The organism is Lentzea roselyniae (genome assembly GCF_039537795.1).
Lineage (GTDB): Bacteria > Actinomycetota > Actinomycetes > Mycobacteriales > Pseudonocardiaceae > Lentzea > Lentzea atacamensis.
Map to the genome: position 1 here is coordinate 26436 of NZ_BAABBE010000040.1, position 19268 is coordinate 45703.

Sequence of the window (19268 nt, forward strand, 5' to 3'; positions counted from 1 at the left end):
ACGGATGCTCGCGCCGACCCGTTGCCGCCTAGACCGCGGCCCAGCCGTTGTCCACGGGCAGCACGACGCCGTTGATGTTGGCGGCGGCGTCGGAGGCGAGGAAGACGATGGCGGCGGCCTGCTCGTCGGCCTCGGCGAGGCGTCCGACGTTGCCCATGTACCGGGCGAGCACCTGAGGGCCGTGCCCGGCGGGGTCGGCGTCCACGGTGATCCCGGTCTTGGTGCCGCCGGGCGCGATGGCGTTGGCGCGGATTCCGGACTCGCGGTACATGACCGCCACCGAGCGGGTGAGCCCGACGAGGCCGTGCTTGGACGCGGTGTAGGCCGCTCCGGCGGCGCTGCCGCGCAGGGCCGCCTCGGAGGCGGTGTTGACGATCGCGCCCTTGCCCTTGGCGAGCATGTGCGGCAGCGCGGCGCGGGTGAGCAGGAACGGGGCGGTGAGGTTGACCCGGATGACGCGTTCCCACTCGGCGTCGGAGACGTCGGCAGCGGCGGACATCGTGTCCATCACCCCGGCGTTGTTGACCAGGACGTCCAGGCCGCCGAAGGTGTTGACCGCGGTTACGACCACCTCGTCGGCCACGGCCTGGTCGCTCAGGTCGCCGGTCACCGCGACCGCGCTGCCGCCGGCCGCCTCGATCTCCGCGACGACGGCCTTGGCGCCGTCGGCGTTGATGTCGGCCACCACGACCTTCGCCCCCGCGCCGGCGAAGCGCAGCGCGGCCGCCCTGCCGATGCCCGAACCGCCGCCGGTCACGACGACGCTGGCGCCTTCGAGTCCACTGCCGTTCATAGGTGCCTCAAGCTGCGCATATTTTGTGTCAGTCTGCGCCATTATGGCACTCACTGACAACAAGTAATACTTTGGGCACCTGACCCGAGGAGGTGACATGCCGATCGGACGTCCGTCCCTCACGGAGCGGCGCAAGGCTGAGACCCGCCTCGACGTCGCGCGCGCGGCGGTCGGCCTCTTCGTGGCCAAGGGTGTGGCCGCCACCTCGGCCGAGGAGATCGCCGCGGCCGCGGGCATCTCGTCCCGCACGCTGTGGCGGTACTTCCCGACCAAGGACAGCTGCGTCATGCCTCTGCTGGCCGGCGGGATCGAGCTCGCCGCGGACTGGCTGCGGTCGTGGCGCGGCGATCAGGACCTGGCCGAGCTCGTCGAGGCGATGCGGCAGCCCGGCCTGTCGGCCGACGACCGCCCTGCGATCCTGGCCCTGGTGCGCCTGACCAGGACCGAGCCCGGTCTCCGTGCGGTGTGGCTGGAGGCGCATCGCCAGGCAGAACCGGTCTTCGCCGAGGCGCTCGCCCGGCGCAGCGGACTGGCCGCTCCCGGCCTGGCCGTGGTCGTGCAGGCGGCGATGATCAACGCCGCTCTGCGGGCGGCGGTGGAGCACCACGCGTTCCACGCCGATCCTGCCGCCGACGACGCGGCGGATGGTGCGGAGGCGGCGGTCAGCGAGGCGTTGCTGCTCGCGGCGCGCGTGTTCTCCGGCTGACGTTCTGTTCCGGCGAGTCTTGTGTCCACATTGGACTGAGCCTTGCCGCCACGTCCCCCGAGGTCATTCGCCGCACGTCGGTGATGCTCAGCGTCTCAACAGGGACATCCGCCGAAAACCTGCCCGTTACATCTTGACGGGATAGATGTTATCGCTCACAGTCCTCGTTGCGTGATCAATCGCATCGGCACTCGCTTCTAACTCCTAACTCCTCCATATTCCTGCCCGTACCGTTCTCGAAAGATGTTAGCGCTAACACAATGAATTCCCGGGCCCGTCGCCCGTGCGCGGGTGTCGTCGGGTCTGCGCGCCGATACGGCCCGTCTCATGTCGGCGGTCTTCAATGACGAAGGGAAAGATGCTATGTCGGTTGGGTTTGCGCGCACCGCGAGGTGGCGTCGTCGGTTGCGGTCCGGATTTGCCGCTGCGGCAGTCGCGGCGGTCGTGGGCGGGCTGCTCACGGTGGTTCCCATGTCGGCGTCGGCCGCCACTGTGGACACCACCGCCTGGTACGTACTGGTGAACCGCAGCAGTGGCAAGGCTCTCGACGTCAACGGCGCGTCCACCGCCGACGGTGCCAACCTCATCCAGTGGTCCCGCACCAACGCCAACAACCAGCAGTTCCAGTTCGTGGACTCCGGCAGCGGCTACTACCGGCTGCGCGCACGGCACTCCGGCAAGGTCGCCGACGTCTTCAACTGGTCGTCGGCAGACGGTGCCGCGGTCGTGCAGTGGGCCGACGGCGACAGCGCCAACCAGCAGTTCCGGCTGGCCGACTCCGACAGCGGTTACGTCCGCCTGGTCAACCGCAACAGCGGCAAGGTGGTCGAGGTGCAGGGGTCTTCGGCCGCCGACGGCGCCGGCGTCGTGCAGTTCAGCGACAGGAACGGCAGCAACCAGCAGTGGCAACTCGTCCGGGTTGACGGGGGTAGCGGCGCATGTGCGCTGCCGTCGTCGTACCGCTGGACATCGACCGGCCCGCTGGCGAACCCCAAGCCGGGGTGGGTCTCGCTCAAGGACTTCACCGCCGTCGTCCACAACGGCCAGAACCTCGTCTACGGCACGACACACGACACCGGGACGAACTGGAGGTCGATGAGCTTCAGCCCCTTCACGAACTGGTCGGACATGGGCACCGCCACCCAGAACGTGCCCTTGTCCATCGGTGCCATCGCGCCGACGCTGCTGTACTTCGCCCCGAAGAACATCTGGGTGCTCGCCTACCAGTGGGGCGGCCCGGCCTTCTCCTACCGCACCTCGAGCAACCCCGCCGACCCCAACAGCTGGTCGGCACCGCAGACCCTCTTCACGGGCACCCTCCCCACCGGGGCACCCATCGACCAGACCCTCATCGCCGACGGTACGAACATGTACCTGTTCTTCGCCGACGACCTCGGCAACATCTACCGTGCCAGCATGCCGATCGGGAACTTCCCCGGCAGCTTCGGCTCGTCGTACACGAGGATCATGAGCGACACGAAGGAGAACCTGTTCGAGGCCGTCGAGGTCTACAAGGTCAAGGACCAGAACCAGTACCTCATGATCGTCGAGGCGATGGGGGCCGGCGGACGCTACTTCCGCTCGTTCACCGCTTCCAGCCTGAGCGGGTCGTGGACGCCGCAGGCCGCGACCGAGAGCAATCCCTTCGCCGGCAAGGCCAACAGCGGCGCCACGTGGACCAACGACATCAGTCACGGCGATCTGGTTCGTACCAACCCCGATCAGACCAAGACCGTTGACCCGTGCAATCTTCAGTTCCTCTACCAGGGACGCGACCCGCGCTCGGACGGCATGGACTACGGTCTCCTGCCTTACCGGCCGGGTGTGCTGACCCTGCAGCGCTAGCCACTGCTGGAGGGGCGGGCTCGGTGAAGGCCGAGCCCGCCCGGAGAAGTACGGTCAGCTCACCGGCTGCATGATCTTCGTGAGCATCAGCGGCCCGCCGGCCGGAGCGGGCCACGCCGCGGTCAGCTCGCTCTCGGGAGCGGTGGGCACGCTGAAGGTCATGCTGCCGATGGGCATACCGCCGTTGCCCGCGGGGGCCGACACGTAGACGACAGGCCGGCGGAAGTCATCCACCCACACGTTCTCGAACGGTGCCACGGCGAACTTGTCGCTGAACCGCACGTCCATCGGCCGTCCGGACGTGTCGTAGAACCGGATGTAGTCCAGGGCGCCGCTGAGCAGACAGCTCACGCCTTCGTTGCCCTTGAGCGAGATGGTGAACAGCCTGCTGGTGCTGGGATTCGGGGAGCGGCCCTCTCCGATCTCGGCGGAGATCTCACCGGCGGCGCACGGCCGGGTGGGTCGTACGTCGGCCCCGGCAGGCACTACAGCGGTCAGCACTGCGGCACCGGCCAACGCCGCCGTCGTCACTGCACGCCACAAACCTGGCTTCTTCAAGGGTTGTCTCCTTCGAGTTGCGTTTTCCCTTACGCACCAAGGAGATGACCGCCGTTGCGGAGAGGCTGCCCGCATCCGCTCGATGTGACCGGTGACACGTCGGGTGTCTCAATGCGCCGAATGCCCTTGGCGGCAACGTACTCGCCGGTCAGCAACGCGCCCCACGTGCCGAGTAGGCGGCGACTCCGCCGGCGAACGACACCGCCGCCGTCCACGTCGTCAACGAGTCGTCGGGCGGACCGAGCGGCCACGTGACGATCCGCGTGGGCATCGACTGTCCCGGTGGCATCAGCGCGCTCACCGCCCACCACAGCACCGGTGCGGCGGGAGCGAACCTGGCTCCTGCCACCGTTGCCGCCAGTCCGGTGAGCCCGACCATGCCCGCCGTGTCGCGCACGACGAACGCCATGTCGAACGGTTCGGGCCCGAGCTCCTGGACGAGCAGGACCGAGATCGCGGCCAGTGTGCCGGCGAGCATCAGGTGGCCGAGCCGCCACACCGGCCACGGCACGGCGGTGGAGGTGTCCAGTTCCGGGTCCTGGCCCGCGAGGCCGACCGTGATCACCAGCACCGCGGCGAGCACTGTGAGCGACGCGCTCAGCGGTATCCATGGTGAGTGCAGCGCCGACCACGCGATGAGCACCACCACGGGCAGTGCCGCAAGTCCTGCGGGAACCCCGCGCGATCGCGCGTACAACACGAGCGGCCTCATCATGCCGCCGTGAGAACGTCGAGAACGCCCTCGGAGTCGTTGCACGCCAGCAGCATCTGCCGCGCCCGCGTCACGCGGTTCAGCTGCTCCGGCGCGGGCTGGGCGCGCAGTGCCCGCCAGGCCGTTTCGATCTCGCCGCGGAGCCGGTCGCTGCTCCACATGAGAGGCTCGGACGGGAGTGCGGCCAGGCCGTTGTTGAAGTAGCCGGCGGTGAGGTGGAGCACGACGGATTCGCTGATGTCGAACGTGTTCGGTGTGGAACAGCCGGCGACGCCCGCACCGGCGAGCAGTTCGATCCGCTGCTGCTCCGGAGACATCGTCAGCACTCCTGCGGCGCCCTGCGACCTCAGGTACACGATCTTCCCGTTGCGTTGCGGCGCAGCGAGATGGGCCATCGCCGACGTGTCCTCGCGGACCTCGGTGGGCGCGTCGGGCAGCACCGCGAGCTTCGCCAGCACCTCCTTGCCGACCGCGGCCACCGCGGGCAGGCGGTCCTCGTGCGCCCGGCTCAGGCACACCGGGCCGTCGCAGACCAGTTCGCCTGCGATCGAGTCGGTCACCAGCACGTCGGAGATCTTGTTCGGCAGGATCGTCAGCGCGAGGACCGCGGCCAGTCCGGCGAGCAGCAGTGCTGCCAGACGTGCGCCGGGGAACCGCGACACCAACAGCAGGAACGCCGTCACCCCGAGGCCGGTGAACCACACGATCTGTCCGATGTCGACAGACGTGGAGGTCGTCACGAGATCGGTGCCGGGCGGATCGAGGACCGGCGCCAGCAGGGCGAGCCGGGACACCTCCGCGTCCGGCGACTGCACCTCCAGCTCCTGCCCTGCCGCCGTCGCCAGCACGAACGTCGAGACCAGCGCCACCGGCACGGTCAGCGGATGCGGCAGCAGCCGTCCCACCGCGATGCCCAGCATGACGCTCGACGCCAGCGCGAGCACCACCGTCACCATCAGCGGCACGAACCCGATCGAGACGAAGCCGCCGCCGATCGCGACGACGGCCACCAGACCCACGCACAACAACCCCGTGGCCACGGCCACGACACCCGCCACCGCCGAGGCAACGGAGTACTCGCAACGAGCCGAATTCCCATATCCCTGCTTCCAGCCCAGCACGTCGCGGAGGTAGCGCGCGAGCGTGGTGTCGACCTCGGCGACTTCGCACCGCCACGGCGCGATGAGCGGGTGGTGGTGCGGCCGGAGGCCGACATCGCGAAGGTGTTCGCGGAGGCGCTCGTTCGTTGGTGGGAGCGCATTCCCATCTGGAAGCGCCTCGACTTCACGATGCAACACCAGCAGCAGACGCAATGGTGCTGGGCAGCCACCTCGGTGAGCGTGGCCAAGTACTACCGCTGGTGGAGCACCTGGACCCAGTGCGGGATGGTCAACGCCGAGAAGGGGCAGAGCACCTGCTGCACCAACGGATCCAGCGACGCCTGCAATCAGCCGCACGTCCTGAACGCCCCGCTGAGCCGGGCCGAGGTGTTCGACCACATGGTGAGCGGGACGGTGACCTACGCCGAGATCCGGGCGGAGATCGCGGCCGGTCGGCCGGTGGCCTGGCGGATCGGGTGGGCGGGTGAGGGCGGCCATTTCGCGGTCATCGAGGGCTATCGCGTCGGTAGCCAGTGGGTCGCGGTCGACGACCCCTGGTACGGCGAGTCGGACGTGCCGCTCACGACCCTGACCGGTGGCACGTACCAGGGCACGGGCACCTGGACGCACACGTACTTCACCAGGCGGCAGTCGTTCCCGTGGGTGCTCGAGGACGAGCAGGTGTTCGAGTTCCCGTGGGTCATCTGGCAGGAGATCAGCAGACCGCGGGAGGAGGCGCAACCGATCGGCGCTGCGGGAGGTGAGCAGGGATGAGTCTGCGCGTTCCCGAAGTGAGTGCGGACAGCGTTATCGCGGTGCGCGACAACCTGTCCGAGTTGGCAGGTCGTGCGGCATACCGCCACCGGGCGCTGGCCAGGGTCAATCCCCTCGACGTCGCGCTCGCACTCCCGCACGACGTCTACTCCCTCGGCCTGGACGAGTTGGTCCGCGGTGCCACGCTCGACGACGCCCAGCTCGTCGGCAGGCGGGTCCTCGTCATGGCGGGCGACGACGCCGTCGCCAGCGCCGAGATCGCCCGCGACGACGGGTTCACGGCGACCGAGGGCCCCTTCGTCACGGGCACCGCACGGGCGATCGCCGTCGCCGAGCAGGACCCCGCGACGGCCGAAGGCGACTACGAGGTCCGCGTTCTGCGAGTGCCCGCGCTCTACTTCATGGCGTTGTGGCTCAGCGGTGGCGGCCACGAGACGGACCTGGTCATCCCGATGGATCCGGCGCCCGCACCCTTCTCGGGAGGCGAGAAGGTCCGGCCCGACGAGCTGCTGGGCCGGCTCGCCGAATTGGCCCGGCGACGCCTGGAGTTCGACGACATCGGCTGATCACCGCCTCAGGTCAACAGGCTTGATCGACGACCTCGGCGCGGTCGTCGATCAGGCCGACGACCGCTTCACACCTGCTGGGCGATCTCGATGAACTCGGCGATGAGCGGCGTGTGCCGGTGTTCGGCCCACGCCAGTGCCACCTCGTTCGGCGCGATGTCCTCGATCGGCACGTGCACGAGGTCCTCGCGAGAGTAGAAGGTCGCGGTCGACAACGGCAGAATCGCCACTCCGCCGTGCATCGCGACGTGTTCCAGCTTCTCCTCGACGGACCGGAACCCGGGCGGGTCGGTGTGCTGCACGCGCCGCTCGCCGGTCAGATCCGCCTCCAGCACGCTTTCCTTGCCCGCCAGCCGATGCGTCGCCGGGACCACGGCCACGCGCGGCTCGTCGAACAGAGGAACGTGCCGGATGCCGTCCAACGGAACCGGCAGCCGCACATAGCTCACGTCCACGCGCCCGTCGTGGATCACCTCGACCTGGTCCTCCCACGTCGTGCGCAGCACGTCGACCTGCAGACCGGGATGCCGCGACGCCAGCAGCCGCACCGCGGGCGTGACGATCAGACCCGGCATGAACCCGACCGTGAACGTGTCCGCCACACCGACCCGTCGCAGCAACGCCGAGGCCTGCGTGAGCAAGGGGCGGGCGTCCTCCAGCAGCTGCAAACCGGCCGGAGTCAGCGTGGTCCCCTTCGACGAACGGTCGAACAGCTGCACCTTCAGCTCGGTCTCCAGCGCGCGGATCTGCCGGGACAGCACGGGTTGCGCGATGTGCAGGGCCTCGGCGGCGCGGCCGAAGTTCAGGTGCTCGGCGACCGCCACGAAGTACCGCACCTTGCGCAGGTCCAGGTCCATACCTCCAGGGTATCGCGCACGACCGTGCAGGTCTTGGACCACGCGCCTGCCGCGGGTGCACGCTTGAAACCATGAAATCCACACTGGACGGACAGCGGATCGCAGTCCTCGGCGGCTCATCGGGAATCGGGCTCGCGACGGCGAAGGCGGCGCAACAGGCAGGCGCGAAAGTCACGATCGTTTCGCGCAAACCGCCGGCCGGCTTCGCCGCCCACGCGGCCGACCTGACCGATCCTGCAGCAATCGCCGAGGCTTTCGACACCATCGGCGAGATCGACCACCTCGTCTACACGGCGGGGGAGCCGCTCGAACTGATGACGCTCAACGACTTCGACCGCGACCGCGCGAGAAGTTTCTTCGGCCTCAGGTACTTCAGCGTGCTCGACGCCGTCAAAGCCGCGCGGGTGACCACCTCGATCACGCTCACCACCGGCATCGCGAAGGACCGGCCGGGACCGGGCTGGGCGGTTGCGGCGAGCATCTGCGGCGCGGTCGAGGCGCTGACCAAGGCGCTCGCGATCGAACTGGCGCCGTTGCGGGTCAACGCGGTCAGCCCCGGCGTGGTGCGCAGCCCGTTGTGGGGCCCGGACGCCGAACAGCTCTACACCGATGTCGGCAGGACGCTGCCGCTGCAACGGGTCGGCGAGGTCGAGGAGATCGCCCACGCGTACCTCTACCTCATGACGCAGCCCTGGGCGACCGGCACGATCCTCACGGTCGACGGCGGCACGACGATCGCCTGAAGGTCAGGACTGCGTGATCACGGCCTCGACGGAACGGAGCGTGGCCTCGCGAACAGCCTTGCCGTGCGCCGGATCCGGAAGTGCGCGGGCGATCGAGACGGCGCCGACGATGGCGGCGACGACGGCCCACGCCCGCTGCTTCTGCTCGTCCGGCGCACCGGGCATGGCGGGAGCCATCAGCGCCACGACCCTGGAGATCCTGAGCTGGTAGACCTTCCGCACCGCGTCGCCGGCCCTGGAGACGTCCGCGGTCAGCGCGGGCATCGCACAGCCGTCGGCGACGGCCTCGCAGTGCTCGTCGCCGAGGTAGAAGTACAGGAACTCGACGAGCCGGCGCCGCCGTTCGGCCGCTTCCGCGACGTCGAGGACGTCGAACTCGACGCCGATCTGCTCCCACTTCGGGAGCAAGGAGGCGTTCCTGGAAGAGTCGCGCGAGGCGCTGGAGTGGTGGGAACTGCAGGGAACAGACGCGGTCATCGAGCGGGTGACCGAGATGGCGGAGCCGCGGGAGAGGTTGCGCACGCTGTTCCGCACCGCGATCACCGAGGACCCGACCAGCGGGCTGGAGCCCGCACTCGTGGCGCACGCCGACGACCCGGTGGTGGCGCCCATCCTCCATCGCGTCACCCAACGCCGCGTGGCGTTCCTCGCCGATGGATACGCCGAACTCGGCTTGCCGCCCGCGCAGGCACGGCACCAAGCGGTGGTCGCCTACGCCACCTACGTCGGCTGGGTGCAGCTCCGGAGAGCCGCGCCGGCGGCAGTCCCGGAGATCACAAACGACCCCGACGCCCTCGCACATCTCCTGGAACACCTGGTGAGGGCATAACTGCCACAGAAGCTTGCGGGACAGGAACGATCGCGGGACGGTCTAGCGAATGTGCCCCTCGGCTTCCCACCAGCCGAGTGGACGATCGTCCTCGTCATGGACGTTGCCGTAGTACCACTCCGCGTTGTTGCTGGACGTCCACTCGACGACAACGGCCTCGATCGCCGGGAACCCAGCGCTGACAGGAACTGTCGCCACGATGAACCGCTTGTCCTGCGGCGCCTCGACGAGCCCGGCGAGCTTCTCGAAAGCGTCCTGCAACGGCGCGACCGCACTGTCGTCCGGTGGTGTGCGGGGATAGATCACGACGCACACGTTGCCGCCTCTTGTCACGATCTCGAACGTCCCGTCCTCGAAGACACGGACGCGATCACCTGCGGCACAACCGGTTGCAAGGCCTGGACTGCCGAGGATCTCGTACTCGGTCCGGGTGGTTCGCACGGCCGGGACGACCTCGTAGACAGGTTCGCCAGAAGCGGCAGTGCCTGCGAGAAGGCGAACATGGTTGTCATGCGTCGGCACCCGCCAAGGGTATGGGCTGCCTCAGGCGACCCTCTCATCGGCACGTGCGCGCGTCCCGGCAGCGCGGTCGGCGGCATGGGAGTGCGTCGACAGGGTTCGGTCGACGTTGAGCGCTGTTGCTCAGCGAGGATACGGGCATCACACGGCAGCAGCTTCGATGACGGCGAGCGCGTCTCGGCACAACTGGGCCGACTGGTCGTCGTGGAGTTCTTGGTACACGGCAATGCCCTTGCGGGCTTCATCGGCTGCGAACCGCCATTGAGCGCGTGTCAACCGGATGGAGATGATCTGATTCATGGGCGGCCAATCCCCGTTCACCCACGGAACCTGGTCCCAGCCCGCCTGTCGAATGGTCTGCCCGATGCACATGACCTGCTCGTCGCCGTCCTGAGCGGCAAGAGACACCACGTTGTCGACACCGGCATCGATGCCCGCCCAGACTCGTGCGGACATCTGCAACGTCACCGGTTCGTCCAGGAGACCGTCCATGGACGCCATCATCCAGCGGAGCAGATCACCCTTCAAGATCTGCATGACGGGCTCCAGCCACCGCGGATGTCGCGGCTGTCGAAGTCCAGGCGCAAGGTTATCTGTACGGTGTTTCCCTCGCCTCGATGAGATCCAGGCACACCGGGAGCCATGGAGTGCCGTCGTCATCGGCATGCTTCGGGATACGAGAGGTCGTAGGTCGCCCGTGACTCGTAGGCCGCCACCCACACGTCGCCCAGCACGTCCTCGGCGGCCTGACGGCCCACTCTGCGCGCGAGGTAGTTCCCGATCGCCGTCTCGTGGCGGCTGATCACTTCCACGAAGGCATCGGTGTCTCCGCGCAGCGATCTGCCGATCAGTTCCGCGTCTGCCGACATGAAGCTCCTCGGTTCGCTTTGCCCTTTCACCCCTTCTTTGCCAACGCGCGGCGAAAGTGTTCAGGTTGTGCGAAACCCGCTGCTCAGCGCAAAGGACAGAGGGTGGCAGGGCGTGTTGACGCCCTGCCACCCCCGGATCGGGTCTTCCTCACGGAGAAATCAGCGCGGGGTGATCCCGGCGAGCGGGACCGCGAACACGATCCGCTTGTCGATCAGCGTGCCCGCGGCGTTGAAGGCGTGCTCGGTGGCCGTCCACAACAGACCGTTGCCGTGTTCGTAGTACAGGTCCTCGCCGCCGATCGCCCAGCTGTACGTGTTCATGTCCGCAGCCCCGGCGAACATGAAGCTGTGCTTGTCCGCCGAGCTGCGGCCGAGGTAGTAGTTGCCCTGCCAGGTCTGCGCGCCCTGGACGTTGCTCTTCGGCGTGGTCACCGCCTTGCTCGGCACGGCCTTGCCGGAAGCCACCGCGAGTTTGCGGGTGGAGGCGTCGACGTTGTAGTGCACGACGCGACCGCCGTCGATGGACAGGTCCGTGCTGCGGCCGTCCCGGTACTCGCCGACGACCAGCGTGTCCGGGGTCGTGCTGCGGTCGAGGGCAACCGACGAGAAGCACAGCGCGTTCGGCTGGGGCACGCACGGCGACGGTGGCGTGGCTGCCTGACGGTACGTGGCCACCTGGGGCACGACATAGCGGTAGCCGTAGGCGTAGTACTTGGTCCCGCTCTTGCCGATCACGTTGTCCTGGTCGGTCGCCACCTCGAGCACGCGCTCCATGTCGAACACACGCAGGCCGCGGGAGGTGTCGGCGACGTACAGATAGCGCCCCAGCCAGGCCATGCCGCCCGCGTGGATCGGCACCGCCTTGAAGTTCGACGAGCTGGTCGGTTCCACCAGCAACACGTGCCGGTACTTGCCGGTGACGCGGTCGACCAGGGACAGCCGCGCACCGTGGTCCGTCGGTGTCCCGGCCTTGGCGGTGTCGTAGTGCCAGCTCACGGCCATGACCTTGTTCGATCCCCATTGGCCGTCGTCGTCCGCGTCGGACGATCCGGTGACACCCTGCGGCACCCAGTAGGACACCTTGCTGTCGGCGTCGTCCCAGCAGAACCGGTCGCTGCTGTGCAGGATCTGGCTGGGCTGCAACGGGATGTCCGTGCGGTCGTAGAACTCCGGCTGAGCCTGCTTGCGGCTCGTGGAGCAGTCGTTGGTGGATCGGTTCGCGGCGGCCAGCACGTCCGACACCGGCAGGCGCGAACCGAGCGTGGACACCAGCCCCGCGGCCTGAGTGTCCAGCGACCAGTCCGCCGTCAGCGCGAAGGCGGAACCGTCCCGTTCCGTGATCTGGTTGGGTGCTGCCGTGGCCGGCGTGGCTGCCGCCAGCAGCATCGCGACGATGAACCCGAGTCGTTTCACGGCGTCCACATCTATGCGGTGGGGGGTTGTCCAGCAACGCCTGAGCAGCCTGGACAATCATTCGCAGTCGAACAGGGGAGGTGCGGTGGGACGGCCGGAACGTCCGCTCGACCCGACGGAAGGCCCGGTCCAGCGCTTCGCGTGGGAGTTGCGCCGGCTGCGCGAGAAGGCCGGATCGCCGAGCTACCGGGAGTTGTCCAGGAAGGCCCATTTCTCGTCCACGGCGTTGTCCGAGGCAGCGGGCGGCAGCCAGTTGCCGACGCTGGCCGTGACGCTCGGGTACGTCGAGGCCTGCGAGGGGGATACCGCGTTCTGGGAGCAGCAGTGGCGGGAGGTGGCCGCCTCGCTTCTCGCGCCCGGCGACGAGAGCGCTCCCTATCTCGGGCTCGCGGCGTTCCAGCCTTCGGACGCCTCGCTGTTCCGCGGACGCGAGGAGCTCGTGGCGCATTTGGTGGGGGAGGTGGGGAAACGGCCGTTCCTGGGGGTGTTCGGTGCGTCCGGATCGGGCAAGTCATCGCTGCTCCGGGCGGGTCTTGTGCCCTCGCTGTCGCTGTCCTCGGTCGTGTTGACGCCGACCGCGCATCCGTTGCGGGAGCTGACGGCCAAGACCGCGGACCAGCCTGAGCTGATCGTCGTCGACCAGTTCGAGGAGACGTTCACGCTGTGCGACGATCTGGACGAGCGGGCCTCCTTCGTCGCCGCCTTGTTGTCGTCCGACGCCAAGGTCGTCATCGGCTGCCGGATCGACTTCCTTGACCAGTGCGCGGCAATCCCTTCGCTGGTCACCGCCCTGCGGGACGCTCAGGTGCTGGTCGGGCCGATGACACCCGACGAGTTGCGCCGGGCCATCGTCGAGCCCGCTTCTGCTGCCGGTCTCAAGGTCGAACCGGAAATGGTCGCGGCCGCGGTGATCGACGCCCACGGCCAGCCGGGCGCTTTGCCGTTGCTGTCGCACGCTTTGCTGGAGACCTGGCGAAGACGGGAGAACAACAAGCTCACCCTGGAGGGGTACCGGGCCAGCGGCGGGGTGTCCGGCGCCATCGCCGCCACCGCCGAGCACGCGTTCACGGAGGTCGATTCCGATGGTCGGGCCGCTGCTCGCTCGCTGCTGCTCCGGTTGGTGCAGACCAACCACGGTACCTATGACCTGCGTCGGCGGGTCGCGCTCGACGAGGTGATGGGCTCGGCGTTGAACGCCCTGGTCGCCGCACGACTGGTGGTGGTCGCCGATGGCAGCGTGGAGCTGGCGCACGAGGCGTTGACCAGGGCTTGGCCGCGGCTGCGGGCGTGGATCGAAGAGGACCGCGAACGCCTGCAGCAGCACCAGGATCTCACCACGGCCGCTCTCGCCTGGGATGCTGTCGACCGCGATTCCGGTGCGCTGTACAGAGGTGTGCGGTTGGAGGTCGCGCGGTCGCTGGCCTCGGACTCGCCGGTTGCGTTGTCGCCGTTGGAACGGGAGTTCCTCTCGGCGAGCGAGACGCACGAGACCGCCGAACGTGCCGGCGCTCGACGGCAGGCACGCCGGCTGCGCAACCTCGTCAAAGCCCTGGCCGTGTTGCTGGTGGCGTGCATGGTGATCACTGTTGTCGCCGTGTTTCAGCGCCGTGCCGCCGTTGCCGGGCAACAGGTCGCGTTGTCCCGTCAGCTCGCCCTGCAGGCGCAGGACCTTAGTGCGTCATGGCCTGACCAGGCGGAAGTCCTTGCCGTGCAGGCTTTCCGCACGTCGCCGACGATCGAGGCACGCGGCGCGTTGCTGAGCACCGCCGCTTACAAGCCGCCGCGGGTGCTGCTGAAGGACCATCGTGGCGCGGTGCGGGCGGTGGCGTTCAGCCAGGACGGCAAGCTGCTGGCCACCGCGGGGGACGATCGATCCGTGCTGGTCCGCTCGCCCGCCGCGTCGGCTCCGCCGATCGCGCTGACCCAGCATTCGAAGCCGGTTCGCGCACTGGCGTTCCACCCTTCGGCGCCGGTGCTCGCTTCTGGTGGTGAAGACGAGCAGATCGTGTTGTGGGACTTGGCCACACGCGCCGCCGGACAGGTTCTCTCCGTGCCGCACGGCGCGATCAACAGCATTTCCCACAGCGATGACGGTCGTCTGATGGCGTCCGCTTCGCAGGACGGCACGGTCATCCTGTGGGACGGGGCTCGGGAGGTGCAGCGGGTTCCGCATTCTCTCGGCGAGGTCCACGACGTGTCGCTGGTCGGTGACCTGGTCGCTCTGGCCGGGCAGAACGGTGTGCTCGTGCACAACCGGGTCACCGGCGCGCAGCAGGTGTTCCAGGATCATCGCGGTCCGGTGCTCTCGGTGGCGTTGAGCCGGGACGGCCGCTCGTTGGCCAGCGGCGGTGCGGACAGCCAGGTGGTGTTGCGGGCCGGGGGAGAGCCGAGTTTCCTGCGGCGGCACAGCGCGGGGATCAGGTCCGTCGAGTTCAGCCCGGACGGACGGATGCTGATGTCCGCGGCCGACGACGGCAGTGTGCGGTGGTGGTCGGGGCCCGACGGCGGCTGGCTGACCGGGCTGATTTCCCGCACCGGGGCCTTTTTCGCAGCTGGGCTGAGTCCGGACGGGACACAGCTGGCCGCGGGCGGCGATGACAGCGTGAGCGTGTGGCAGGTCGCTTTGCCCGCGTTCACCGGACATGCCGTTCCACCGTTCGGTGTCGCCATGGCACCCGATGGGCGGATCGCGACCGGCGGCGCGGACAAGTCGATCATGATCTGGGACCCGTCCGGGGCACGGATCACCGAGCTGGCCGCGCCGGCGAAGGTGAAGTCGGTTGCCTTCCACCCCGACGGAACCCTGTTGTCCGCGGGGGAGGACGGCGCGGTCACCGTGTGGGACCAGGGGGCGCGAAGAGCGGTGCGCACCATCGCCGGGCACGACGGACCGGTCACCAGCCTGGCTGTGACCGAAAGCGTCGTCGCCTCGGGCGGCGCTGATCGCACGATCAGGCTGTTCGGCCCGGCTTCCGATGCGCCGCCACGCAATCTCCCCGTCGCGCACACGGCCGCCGTGGAGGCGTTGGCCTTCAGCCCGGACGGCACCGTGCTGGCCTCCGGAGGCAACGACGGGCGGATCATCCTCTGGGACGTCGAGCACTCCCGTCAGCTCGCGGTTCTCGGTGAGCTCGGGAACGCGTTGCGGGACATCACCTTCACGCCGGACGGCAGGACGCTGATCACCGGTGACGCCAGTGGCGCGGTCATCTTCTGGGACGTCGCGGCCCGTCGCCAGAGCGCGACCCTGCCCGGTCAACGCGGTGCTGTACGGGAAATCGCGCTCAACACCGCCGGTTCGCTGCTCGCGGTCGCCGGAAGCGACACCGTGATCACGTTGTGGGACACCGGCACCCGCGATCAGGTCGCGGCGTTGACGGGCCACTCCGGTCCGGTCAACGCCGTGGCCTTCAACGGCAGCACCTTGGCGTCCACCGGCGCCGACCCCCGCGTGATCAGGTGGGATCTCGATCCGGACGCCGTGATCGCCCGCATCTGTGGCGCACGCGTTGGCCGGTGTTGATTGTCCAGAGCGCTGACCTGCTGCTGGACAACCTCGTGACCCCTACGAATGGCAACGCACAAACCCATTCGAGGGAAGGAAACGGATGAAGCGCACCTTCGCTGCACTCGCGGGCCTGGCCACCACGTTGGGCCTGCTGATGGTGGGCGGCCAGGCCAGCGCCGCCCCGGCGCCGCAGCCGAGAGTCGAGGTCAGCATCCAGTCGCAGGGCATCGTGTACGACCTCTACGACAGCGCGGGGAACCTGCTGGGCACCGGCACGTTCAAGGCCGACCCGTCCGGCAGCATCCCCGGCGACTCGATCCAGGCGTGCGACTGGTACGCGGACGGCTGGGGCATCGAGACCCAGCTGGACATCAACCCGGGCTCCAACTGGGACACCGACCGCTCCATCAACACCCGCGGTCACTCGTCGCCGTACTGCAGCGGCTGGGACAGCGGCAACATCGCGGAGAACACCCAGGTGGCCATCCGCGTCTGCCTGGTGCGGAGCGGCAGCTCCCCGGCCTGCTCGCCCGGGGTCAAGGGCAGCGCCTGACGTGAACCCCCTCGTGAGTGTTCTCCCGGGTGAGAACACTCACGAGGGTGGGTCAGAGGTCGAGTTCGGCGCAGGCGGGGTCGTGGTCGATGCCGTCGCCGCCGAGGCGCACGCGTCGGTTGATCCCGGCTGTCACCGGCGACCCGGTGCACGGCACCGTGCTGATCAAGGCGAACCGTGGGCGACGCCGGTCAGGTGGCCGCGCATCTGCTCGGCCCTCACGCGACCGGCGCGTTGGTGGCCTGACAATTGACTGTTTCCGATTACCGGCTTTCGGAAATGAATAGTACGACGGCTTTGAAAACGGCGGGTGGACGCCGTTCGAACCCTTTCCTCTGCGGTCTTGCCACTTTCGGGTATTGCGGCGCATCTCGAGTGGCGCTACTGCCTGGTACCAGGACTCTGGCCGCCGGTCTTCGCGTTCTCCACGACCTGGGGAAAGGTGGCAAGTACAGCGTTGAGCACGACACGACGAACGCTCCTCGGTAGAGCTTTGGCCGCTCCGTTTCTGGCCCAGTTCGCTGGATCGGCCTCCGGTGAAACCGCCGACGAAACACTGGGCTCGGTATCCGGCAGGTGGTCGGAGATCTGGTGAACTTCGCAAGCGAAAGCTCAGATGGATCGACGCCCTGTACCTGTAGCCGGGAACCCGATACCTGGCGTTCGACGTGCTCGGGGAACCGGGCGTTGCCGGCTCCGACGACATCGGCCACGAATCGCGTGGCGGTGTCCTCGGCCTGGTCGATCACCGCACGTGAGGTGAGCGCCTCGCGCAGCTGCCTCACGTGTTCCCGGCTCTGCTGATGGCATCCGGGCGAGGTCAGGCTCAGGTCGCGAGGCGCCAGAAAGCTGCCGCCAGGCGATCCGCCACGGTCTCGCCCGTGCTACCCGAGCCCGGTGAAGAGGTCGGTTTCCGGGACAGGTGATCCCGTGGTGTCCCGTGCCCGGACGAAGTCCTCGACGCCGAGTGCCTCGGCGAACTCGGCTGGTGGCAGCCTGCCCGCGATCGACGAGCCGAGCTGGGAGGCGTGGCAGTGCAGCGCGGCGCGCTTCCGGTCGACGACCGCGAGGGTGTCGATGGTCGTCGTGATGCGCCGGTCGACGTCATCGAGTCCGCTCGGCATGTCCCGGTGGATTCCGACCGAGGCAGCCACCCGGATCGCGCGTTCCCAGTACGTCCGGCCGTGTGCCTTGAAGTACAGCTTGGCCGCCACCCCGGACAGGTCGAACGCCGCGGTGGCGACCCGTGCGGCGTGCAGGTGGTCCCGGTGCTGCGCCGTGTTCTCGGCGTCGTAGGTCACCACGACCTGCGGTTCGTAGTGCTCGATCAGCCTCGCCACCCGGTCGGCGGCTGCGGCTACCGGCACGTCCACGAAAGCGCCGCGAGGCTTCTCCCACGCCGCGATGCCCGAGTCGTGGTACCCGAGCAGCTCGACGTCCGTCACACCGAGGACGCGGCACGCCGCCTGCAGCTCGCCGAGCCGGTGCGCTGCGACCCGTGCGGGATCATGCGCGGGTGTGAACGGCTTGGCACCGTCCGGTGCGTCGCCGAGCTCGCCGTTGGTGCAGGTCACGAGCACGATTCGGGCGCCGAGCGAGGCGTAGTGGGCGAGGATGCCGCCGGTGGACGTCGACTCGTCGTCGGGATGGGCGTGCACCGCGAGCAGTGTGCGGGTCATGGTGTCCAGTGCTGGTCGTCCGTGTCAGTGGTTGTACATGGTTTCAAGCTTGGCGCGGCGGGTGGTGACCTCGCCGGGATCGTCGCCGAAGACGATGAGGTGCAAAGTCGTCTGCTTGATCGGGTTGTCGGTGCGGCGGGTGTCGTGGCCGCCGGTGACGAGGAGCCCTCCACGCTGCAGCGCGGGCCGTAGGGCGGCCAGCAGCGCGGCGACGGGTGCGGCGGTGGTGATCTTCATGGACTCCGACGGGCGGTCCAGGGCGTCGGGGCGGACGGTGTGCAGCGCCAGCAGCGGGATGGAGCCGCTGGTGATGCGGAAGTTGAGGTCGAGCATGACGAGTCTGCCGTCGTGGGTCTGGGCGCAGTCGAGGCTGCACATGCCGCGGTACCCGACGTCGGCGGCGCGCTGGGCGATCGCCAGGCACTCGGTGAGCAGGTCGGCGGGCAGGGGAACGACGAGCCCGAAGCGGCCGCCGGTGTAGATGCCGTCGGCGTCGATGCGCTGGTCGGTGACGGCGAGCAGGCGGGCCCGGCCGTCGGCGGCGATGTAGAGCTGGACTCCCCAGTTGCGGTGGATGTTCAGGTACTCCTCGACGACAACCTCGGTGAGGATGTCGGTGAACGCGGGCAGGCTCACCAGATCCCCGGCTCGGTGCAGGTAGACGTCGAGGCTGGCGCCGTGGGCGGCGTTGGTGGCGGCCTTGAGAACCCAGGACTTCTCGGCGGGGGCGGCTTGGGCGAGTTCGCCGGTGGCGACGATTTGGCGGCGGGCTTGGAAGCGGGGGTCGACGAAGGTGCTGATGCTGGCTTTGTTGTTGAGGTAGCCGACGAGTTCGGCGCTCTTCACGGAGCGTTCGTCGGGGTACAGGCTGGTGGGCTGGGGATATTCCATGGACAGGCGCAGGCCGTCGCTGAGGGCTTCGTCGACGCGGGTGGCGAACTCGGCTTCGGTGCGGAACTCGCGCAGGTCGGTGCCGACGGGCAGGCCGCCGTCGAGGAGGGTGGCGATCAGGTTCGGCTCGGTGCCGCCCGCACTGGTGATGACGGCGGTGTCGGCGGCGACGGCGAGGGGGCGGGCGGACAGGACGTCGCGGGTGTTCCGGTGCCTGCTCGACGGCACCGCCGGTTCCTGGGCGGGGCGCGCGCAGACGGCGATGTCGGGGCCGTAGATGTCGGTGAGGGTGCGAGGAGCGGTCAGGGCCGGCGTGAGCGCGAAAGCGGTGATGGGAGATCTCCCTCGTGGGG

The 19268-nt window shown here is 68.6% G+C and carries 20 protein-coding genes; 8 read left to right on the top strand and 12 right to left on the bottom strand.

Annotation, left to right across the window (positions count from 1 at the left end):
• Window positions 1-28: 28 nt before the first annotated feature.
• Window positions 29-793, bottom strand: a complete 765-nt coding sequence (locus ABFX45_RS40740; protein ID WP_346136207.1) for an SDR family NAD(P)-dependent oxidoreductase — start codon at window positions 791-793, stop codon at window positions 29-31.
• A gap of 97 nt (window positions 794-890) precedes the next feature.
• Between ABFX45_RS40740 and ABFX45_RS40745 the strand changes: the two genes are divergently transcribed.
• A complete protein-coding gene (locus tag ABFX45_RS40745; RefSeq protein ID WP_346136209.1) occupies window positions 891-1499 on the top strand; it encodes a TetR/AcrR family transcriptional regulator in 609 nt (202 codons plus the stop codon).
• 363 nt (window positions 1500-1862) lie between these two features.
• Complete coding sequence (locus ABFX45_RS40750; protein ID WP_346136211.1) at window positions 1863-3344, top strand: non-reducing end alpha-L-arabinofuranosidase family hydrolase; 1482 nt, start codon at window positions 1863-1865, stop codon at window positions 3342-3344.
• A 54-nt stretch (window positions 3345-3398) separates the two neighbouring features.
• Here the strand turns inward: ABFX45_RS40750 and ABFX45_RS40755 are convergent, their stop codons facing one another.
• From ABFX45_RS40755 to ABFX45_RS40765, 3 genes are all read right to left on the bottom strand, one after another.
• Entirely contained in the window at window positions 3399-3902 is a 504-nt protein-coding gene (locus ABFX45_RS40755) for a hypothetical protein (protein ID WP_346136213.1), read from the bottom strand.
• A 148-nt stretch (window positions 3903-4050) separates the two neighbouring features.
• Window positions 4051-4602 (bottom strand): hypothetical protein, encoded by a 552-nt coding sequence (locus tag ABFX45_RS40760; RefSeq protein WP_346136215.1) that lies wholly within the window; start codon window positions 4600-4602, stop codon window positions 4051-4053.
• Between the two features lie 11 nt (window positions 4603-4613).
• Window positions 4614-5735 carry a hypothetical protein gene (locus ABFX45_RS40765; protein ID WP_346136216.1) on the bottom strand — a complete coding sequence of 374 codons (1122 nt, stop codon included), beginning with the start codon at window positions 5733-5735 and terminating at the stop codon, window positions 4614-4616.
• Window positions 5736-5807: 72 nt separating this feature from the next.
• On the opposite strand from ABFX45_RS40765, the gene ABFX45_RS40770 reads away from it, so the two are divergent.
• Both ABFX45_RS40770 and ABFX45_RS40775 read left to right on the top strand, forming a co-directional pair.
• A complete protein-coding gene (locus ABFX45_RS40770) occupies window positions 5808-6488 on the top strand; it encodes a papain-like cysteine protease family protein (RefSeq protein ID WP_346136218.1) in 681 nt (226 codons plus the stop codon).
• Window positions 6485-7054, top strand: coding sequence for a hypothetical protein (locus tag ABFX45_RS40775; protein WP_346136220.1), 570 nt, complete (start codon window positions 6485-6487; stop codon window positions 7052-7054). The genes ABFX45_RS40770 and ABFX45_RS40775 overlap by 4 nt, the downstream gene beginning before the upstream one ends.
• A 68-nt stretch (window positions 7055-7122) precedes the next feature.
• Here the strand turns inward: ABFX45_RS40775 and ABFX45_RS40780 are convergent, their stop codons facing one another.
• Window positions 7123-7911, bottom strand: a complete 789-nt coding sequence (locus ABFX45_RS40780; RefSeq protein WP_346136222.1) for a LysR family transcriptional regulator — start codon at window positions 7909-7911, stop codon at window positions 7123-7125.
• A 71-nt stretch (window positions 7912-7982) separates the two neighbouring features.
• Between ABFX45_RS40780 and ABFX45_RS40785 the strand changes: the two genes are divergently transcribed.
• Window positions 7983-8654: an SDR family oxidoreductase gene (locus tag ABFX45_RS40785; RefSeq protein ID WP_109636536.1), complete on the top strand. Its 672-nt coding sequence runs from the start codon at window positions 7983-7985 to the stop codon at window positions 8652-8654.
• 3 nt (window positions 8655-8657) lie between these two features.
• On the opposite strand, the gene ABFX45_RS40790 is transcribed toward ABFX45_RS40785, so the two are convergent.
• A complete protein-coding gene (locus tag ABFX45_RS40790) occupies window positions 8658-9062 on the bottom strand; it encodes a hypothetical protein (RefSeq protein WP_346136225.1) in 405 nt (134 codons plus the stop codon).
• 85 nt (window positions 9063-9147) lie between these two features.
• On the opposite strand from ABFX45_RS40790, the gene ABFX45_RS40795 reads away from it, so the two are divergent.
• Window positions 9148-9483 carry a hypothetical protein gene (locus tag ABFX45_RS40795; RefSeq protein WP_346136226.1) on the top strand — a complete coding sequence of 112 codons (336 nt, stop codon included), beginning with the start codon at window positions 9148-9150 and terminating at the stop codon, window positions 9481-9483.
• Between the two features lie 42 nt (window positions 9484-9525).
• Here the strand turns inward: ABFX45_RS40795 and ABFX45_RS40800 are convergent, their stop codons facing one another.
• The 4 genes from ABFX45_RS40800 to ABFX45_RS40815 form a co-directional block, all read right to left on the bottom strand.
• Window positions 9526-9924 carry a DUF4265 domain-containing protein gene (locus tag ABFX45_RS40800; RefSeq protein ID WP_346136227.1) on the bottom strand — a complete coding sequence of 133 codons (399 nt, stop codon included), beginning with the start codon at window positions 9922-9924 and terminating at the stop codon, window positions 9526-9528.
• A gap of 219 nt (window positions 9925-10143) precedes the next feature.
• Entirely contained in the window at window positions 10144-10494 is a 351-nt protein-coding gene (locus ABFX45_RS40805) for a hypothetical protein (protein WP_346136229.1), read from the bottom strand.
• A 164-nt stretch (window positions 10495-10658) separates the two neighbouring features.
• Entirely contained in the window at window positions 10659-10871 is a 213-nt protein-coding gene (locus tag ABFX45_RS40810; protein WP_346136231.1) for an RNA polymerase sigma factor, read from the bottom strand.
• 159 nt (window positions 10872-11030) lie between these two features.
• Window positions 11031-12284, bottom strand: coding sequence for a hypothetical protein (locus ABFX45_RS40815; protein ID WP_146231532.1), 1254 nt, complete (start codon window positions 12282-12284; stop codon window positions 11031-11033).
• A gap of 85 nt (window positions 12285-12369) precedes the next feature.
• Here ABFX45_RS40815 and ABFX45_RS40820 point away from each other — a divergent pair, with 85 nt between their 5' ends.
• Together ABFX45_RS40820 and ABFX45_RS40825 are read left to right on the top strand one after the other, a co-directional pair.
• Window positions 12370-15807 carry an nSTAND1 domain-containing NTPase gene (locus ABFX45_RS40820; protein WP_346136233.1) on the top strand — a complete coding sequence of 1146 codons (3438 nt, stop codon included), beginning with the start codon at window positions 12370-12372 and terminating at the stop codon, window positions 15805-15807.
• An 85-nt stretch (window positions 15808-15892) separates the two neighbouring features.
• Entirely contained in the window at window positions 15893-16345 is a 453-nt protein-coding gene (locus ABFX45_RS40825; RefSeq protein ID WP_346136235.1) for a hypothetical protein, read from the top strand.
• A gap of 884 nt (window positions 16346-17229) precedes the next feature.
• On the opposite strand, the gene ABFX45_RS40830 is transcribed toward ABFX45_RS40825, so the two are convergent.
• The gene (locus ABFX45_RS40830; protein ID WP_346136236.1) at window positions 17230-18024 is read right to left on the bottom strand and encodes a PIG-L family deacetylase; all 795 of its coding nucleotides are present in this window, start codon (window positions 18022-18024) and stop codon (window positions 17230-17232) included.
• A 24-nt stretch (window positions 18025-18048) separates the two neighbouring features.
• On the bottom strand, window positions 18049-19143 hold the full coding sequence (locus ABFX45_RS40835; RefSeq protein ID WP_346136238.1) for an ATP-grasp domain-containing protein: 1095 nt from the start codon (window positions 19141-19143) through the stop codon (window positions 18049-18051).
• Window positions 19144-19268 lie beyond the last annotated feature (125 nt).

Bases quoted from the DNA above. Each gene is read 5' to 3' on its own strand.
- ABFX45_RS40775 (WP_346136220.1), top strand. From the start codon at position 6,485: ATGAGTCTGCGCGTTCCCGAAGTGAGTGCGGACAGCGTTATCGCGGTG.
- ABFX45_RS40830 (WP_346136236.1), bottom strand. From the start codon at position 18,024: ATGACCCGCACACTGCTCGCGGTGCACGCCCATCCCGACGACGAGTCG.
- ABFX45_RS40795 (WP_346136226.1), top strand. From the start codon at position 9,148: ATGGCGGAGCCGCGGGAGAGGTTGCGCACGCTGTTCCGCACCGCGATC.
- ABFX45_RS40780 (WP_346136222.1), bottom strand. From the start codon at position 7,911: ATGGACCTGGACCTGCGCAAGGTGCGGTACTTCGTGGCGGTCGCCGAG.
- ABFX45_RS40745 (WP_346136209.1), top strand. From the start codon at position 891: ATGCCGATCGGACGTCCGTCCCTCACGGAGCGGCGCAAGGCTGAGACC.
- ABFX45_RS40805 (WP_346136229.1), bottom strand. From the start codon at position 10,494: ATGGACGGTCTCCTGGACGAACCGGTGACGTTGCAGATGTCCGCACGA.
- ABFX45_RS40810 (WP_346136231.1), bottom strand. From the start codon at position 10,871: ATGTCGGCAGACGCGGAACTGATCGGCAGATCGCTGCGCGGAGACACC.
- ABFX45_RS40785 (WP_109636536.1), top strand. From the start codon at position 7,983: ATGAAATCCACACTGGACGGACAGCGGATCGCAGTCCTCGGCGGCTCA.
- ABFX45_RS40825 (WP_346136235.1), top strand. From the start codon at position 15,893: ATGAAGCGCACCTTCGCTGCACTCGCGGGCCTGGCCACCACGTTGGGC.
- ABFX45_RS40750 (WP_346136211.1), top strand. From the start codon at position 1,863: ATGTCGGTTGGGTTTGCGCGCACCGCGAGGTGGCGTCGTCGGTTGCGG.
- ABFX45_RS40740 (WP_346136207.1), bottom strand. From the start codon at position 793: ATGAACGGCAGTGGACTCGAAGGCGCCAGCGTCGTCGTGACCGGCGGC.